Raw genomic sequence first — 4681 nt, 5'->3', positions numbered from 1 at the left:
CGCCGCCCGGGCCCGACCGCGCCCCCCGCCCCGAGGGCGAGCGCCCGCCCCGGCCGGAAGGCGAGCGCGGCTTCCGCGGCCCGCGGGCGGATGGCCCGCCGCGCGGCCCCCGCCGCGACGACCGCGGCCCGCGCCGCGACGACCGCTTCCAGAAGGGCGGGCCGGAAACCCGCACCTTCCACGAGGACAAGCCGGCCACGGCGGCGGAGGACAGCCCCTTCGCCGCCCTGCTGAAGCTCAAGCTGGGCAAGTAGCGCGGTGGAGGCGCCGGGCGAGTTCATCCGCCTGGATGCCTGGCTGTGGCACGCGCGGCTGGCCAAGACCAAGGCCGCCTGCGCCCGGCTGGTGGAGGCCGGCGGCTTCCGCCTGAACCGCCAGCCGGTGGGCAAGGCGCATGCCCGCGTGCGAGTGGGCGACGTGCTGACCTTCATGCGCGGCGACACGGTGGCGGTGTGGCGCGTGCTGGCGCTGGGCGAGCGGCGCGGCCCGGCGGCAGAGGCGCGCCTGCTGTACGAGGAGGTGGGCGGCGCGCCGGAGCGTCAGGAAAGTTAACAGGCCGGAATGTCCCGGAAGCCTTTTCCTCGTAATACCATGCTGATTCAGGAAGTTCCAAGTTTGGCACGCTGATTGCTTGACCGTCATCCAGGGGTGCGGCACCTTGTGGGAGCGACGAGCAATGAGAAGTTTCCTGGCCGGCGCGCTGTTGAGCGCAGCCTTCGCCCTGCCCGCCATGGCGCAGGGCTACGTCGTCAGCGGCAATGGCCTCGTGGCCATCGGCGCCAACAGCACCGGCAACCTCGACGCCAACGTGGCGGGCATCGGCGGCCCGTCGCCGAGCAATGGCAGCGGGCTGCTGGGCATCGCCTACAACGCCGTGCCCGGCCGCACCGGCTGGCAGGACGCGCTGTCGCCCGGCTGCGCCTGCGAAGCCTGGGGCGTGGCCGGCAACGGCCAGGGCAATCAGGTGGGCGCCACCACCGGCAACCAGGGCATCAGCCTGGTGTCGCAGGCCGGCGTGCCGGGCACCTCCTTCACCTCCGTCACCTCCGCCGCCGGCTCCGGCCTCACGGTGACGCACAGCTTCTCCGTGGCGACGGAAACCGCCACCGGCGCGCTGTTCAAGGCCGAGGTGACCGTCGCCAACAACACCGGCGCCACGGTGGCGGACGTGCGCTACGCCCGCGCCATGGACTGGGACGTGCCGCCCACCGAGTTCAGGGAGTACGTGACGCACAAGGGCGTGCCCACCACGGCCAGCCTGCTGCACGCCACCGATGACGGCTTCGCCAACGCCAACCCGATGACCGCGACGTCCAATGGCGGCATCGCCACCCTGCCCAACACCGAGGGCGACCAGGGCGGCGTGGCTGACCACGGCTCGCTGTTCGTGTTCGGCTTCGGCAGCCTGCTGGACGGCGCCACCAAGACCTTCAACATCTTCTATGGCGCCGGCGCCAACCTGGCTGACGCCCTGGCCCTGCTGGGCGCCGTCGGGCCCGAGCTCTACTCGCTGGGGCAGAGCAACAGCGGCGGCGTGCGCAACGATGGCGCGCCCACCTTCGTGTTCGCCTTCAACGGCGTGGGCGGCACGGTGGTGGTGCCGCCGACCGGCGTGCCGGGCCCCGCGGGGCTGGGCATCCTGGGCTTCGGCCTGCTCGGCCTGATGGCCGCGCGGCGCCGGCGCGCCTGACCGGCGGGCCGGCGGGCATGGCCCTGGCGCCGCGGCGCCGTCCGCGCTGGAATGGCGCCATGCCCCGCCTGCCGACCCTGCTGCTCCTCGCCGCCCTGGCCCTGCCGGCCCGGGCGGCGACCCTGCTGGAAGGGGCGGTGGTCGCCGACCCTCCGATGGCCGCCGCCATCGCCCTGGTGGAGCGCGGCGAGCTGGACGAGGCGGAGCGCCGCTTCGAGGCCCTGCGCGCCGCCTCCCCCCTGTCCGTCGCCCCGCATCTGGGCCTCGCGGAGGTCGCGGCGCGGCGGGGCGACGCCGCGGCGGCCCAGCGCCGCCTGGAGGCGGGGCTGCAGGCCGCGCCGCAGTCCACCGAAATCCTGCGTGCCCTGGGCCGGCTGCACGCCCAGCGCGGCGACGCCGCGGCCATGGAGGCGGCTTTCCGCCGCGCCATCGCCGCCCGCCCGGCCGAAGCGGCGAACGCCCTGGAACTGGCCGACCTGCTGCACCTGCGCTTCGGCCGCGCCGCCGATGCCGTGCCGCTCTACGCCGCCGCCGCGGCTGCCGCGCCGGCCGATTTCCGCGCCCCCTACGGCCAGGGCCTGGCCCTGGCGCGCGCCGGCCGCCCGGCCGAGGCGCTGGCCCCGCTGGAGCAGGCGGCGCGGCTGGACCCGCGCTCGCCCTTGCCCGACTACGCGCGCGGGCAGGTGCTGGCCAGCCTGGGCCGCCCCGCCGAGGCGCTGGAGGCCACCCGCGCCGCGCTGGCCCGCCAGGAGGACTGGGCACCGGGGCTGGTGGCGCAGGGCAGCCTGCTGCTGGCCGCGCGCCGCCCGCGCGAGGCGTTGGACAGCCTGGGCCGCGCCGCCGCGCTGCAGCCCGCCGCCGCCGGCCCGCGCGCCGGCATGGCCCTGGCCCAGGAGGCGCTGGGCGACCTGCCCGCCGCCGAACGCCTGTGGCGCGAGGTGCTGGCGCTGGAGCCCGCGCACGCCCTGGCGCAGAACAACCTGGCCTGGCTGCTGGCCAATGCCGGGCGCGAGCTGGACGAGGCGCACCGCCTGGCGCAGGGCGCCGTGGCGGCCACCCCGGGCAACGCCGCCGCCCTGGCCACGCTGGGCTGGGTGGAGCGCCAGCGCGGCGACCTGCCGGCGGCCGAGCGCGCCCTGGTCGCCGCCATCGGCGTCCAGCCCTCGGCCGAGCGGTGGGCGCGGCTGTCCGCCGTGCGGGCGGCAATGGGCCGGCGCGCCGAGGCGGCGGAGGACCTGCGGCGCGCGCTGGCGCTGGACGCGGGCAACGCCTTCGCCCGCGCCGAGCAGCGCCGCCAGGCCACGCGCTGACCCGCTGGACAGGCGGGCCCGCCCGGTCCACATCACCACCCATCCAGCCTTTGCCGGGAGCGCGCGCCCGTGACCTACGTCGTCACCGAGAACTGCATCAAGTGCAAGTACATGGACTGCGTGGAAGTCTGCCCGGTGGACTGCTTCTACGTGGGCGAGAACATGCTGGTCATCCACCCCGACGAGTGCATCGACTGCGGCGTGTGCGAGCCTGAATGCCCCGCCGAGGCCATCTTCCCCGACAGCGACGACAAGTCCACCGCCTGGCTGGAACTGAACCGGCAATACGCGCAGTCCTGGCCCAACATCACCCGCAAGGGCGAGGCGCCGGCCGATGCCGACGAATGGAAGGACAAGCCGGGCAAGCAGGCGCTGTTCAGCCCGGAGCCCGGCAAGCCCTGAGCCGCCGGCGCCGCCGCCGCGCGGCGCGTGACCGGGGGCGGTTTTCGTGCTAGGCTGCCCCGGCGGCGGGCTGGGCGTCCATGCCCGCCCCGACCGGCACGGAGGAGCACGCCCCATGGCCACCCCCCGCACCGCCGCGGCCAAGCCCGCGGCCCGCAAGCCCGCGCCCGCCCCGGCCAGGGCGAAGCCCCTGGCCGCGAAGGCGAAGCCGGCGGCCACGAAGGCGAAGCCGGCAGCGAAGGCGAAGGCGGCCAAGGCCCCGCCGCCCAAGGCCAGCACGGCCGCCGCCCCGGCGAAGCCCCCCGCCCCCAGATCCGCCGCCAGCAAGGCGCCGGCCCCGAAACCCGCCGCCCCGAAGCCCGCGGCGCAGACCAAGGCAGTTCCCGACCCCGTGAGCACCCCGAAGAAGTCCGCCGAAGCCGCCAAGCCCACCGCCAAGAAGGCCGCGCCCGCCCGGGCCGAGGCGCCGGCCCCCGCGCCCGCCCCGGCCGCGCCGCGCCCGGCCATCGTCATCGCCGCGCCGTCCGGGCCGGCCCGGCCGGGCATGGGGCGCCCGGGCGCGCCGCCTTCCTTCGCCGTGCGCTCGCCCGGCCGGCCCGGCTTCGCCGAGGGACAGGCCGCCCCGCCCCGCCCGCCCGGCCCGAAGGTGGAGCTGAAGGCGGGCGACCACGTCGTCTATCCCACCCACGGCGTCGGCATGGTGCAGGGCATCGAGACCATCGAGGCCGCGGGCATCAACGTGGACATGGTGGTCGTCACCTTCGAGGAGAACCGGATGACGCTGCGCGTCCCGGTCAACAAGATCCCCACCGCCGGGCTGCGCAAGCTGTTCACGCCCAAGGAGTTCGACCAGGCCATCGACACGCTGAAGGGCAAGGCGCGCATCAAGCGCACCATGTGGTCCCGCCGCGCCCAGGAATACGAGGCCAAGATCAACTCGGGCGATCCCATCCAGATCGCCGAGGTGGTGCGCGACCTGCAGCGCAACGCCGGCCAGCCCGACCAGTCCTTCAGCGAGCGCCAGATCTACGAGCAGGCCCTGGAGCGGCTGGCAGCCGAATACGCCGCCATCCTCAAGATCGACCGCGCCGCCGCCAGCGAGAAACTGGTGGAATTCGCCAAATCGAGCTGAAAGCTCGATTTGGCTGGTTGTTGATGCCCTCACCGCCGCCGCCCATGGCGGCGGCTACGCCGGGCGCCCGCCTCCGGCGGGCTTGGCTGCGGCCCCCTGAAGGGGGCCGGCGCGCGCCGTGCGCGCGCATCCTCGGGAGGCGGTGCT

Annotated in this window: 6 protein-coding genes; all 6 read left to right on the top strand. The window is 75.6% G+C overall.

Annotated elements, in window-relative coordinates; all coding sequences use genetic code 11:
* The coding region (locus tag ACI6QG_RS19405) for a hypothetical protein (protein ID WP_491630756.1) at positions 1-254 on the top strand (254 nt) is incomplete at its 5' end.
* 4 nt (positions 255-258) lie between these two features.
* Positions 259-552, top strand: a complete 294-nt coding sequence (locus tag ACI6QG_RS19400) for an RNA-binding S4 domain-containing protein (protein WP_407026230.1) — start codon at positions 259-261, stop codon at positions 550-552.
* A gap of 151 nt (positions 553-703) precedes the next feature.
* Complete coding sequence (locus ACI6QG_RS19395; RefSeq protein ID WP_407026229.1) at positions 704-1690, top strand: hypothetical protein; 987 nt, start codon at positions 704-706, stop codon at positions 1688-1690.
* 59 nt (positions 1691-1749) lie between these two features.
* Positions 1750-3000 carry a tetratricopeptide repeat protein gene (locus ACI6QG_RS19390; protein WP_407026228.1) on the top strand — a complete coding sequence of 417 codons (1251 nt, stop codon included), beginning with the start codon at positions 1750-1752 and terminating at the stop codon, positions 2998-3000.
* A 69-nt stretch (positions 3001-3069) separates the two neighbouring features.
* Positions 3070-3402 carry a ferredoxin FdxA gene (fdxA, locus tag ACI6QG_RS19385; RefSeq protein ID WP_407026227.1) on the top strand — a complete coding sequence of 111 codons (333 nt, stop codon included), beginning with the start codon at positions 3070-3072 and terminating at the stop codon, positions 3400-3402.
* A 391-nt stretch (positions 3403-3793) separates the two neighbouring features.
* The gene (locus tag ACI6QG_RS19380) at positions 3794-4534 is read left to right on the top strand and encodes a CarD family transcriptional regulator (protein WP_407026226.1); all 741 of its coding nucleotides are present in this window, start codon (positions 3794-3796) and stop codon (positions 4532-4534) included.
* Positions 4535-4681 lie beyond the last annotated feature (147 nt).

Origin of the sequence: Sabulicella flocculans (genome assembly GCF_045449635.1) — a bacterium.
Lineage (GTDB): Bacteria > Pseudomonadota > Alphaproteobacteria > Acetobacterales > Acetobacteraceae > Roseococcus.
Note: the sequence above shows the minus strand (reverse complement) of the source record. Positions and strands in the feature narration are given on the sequence as shown.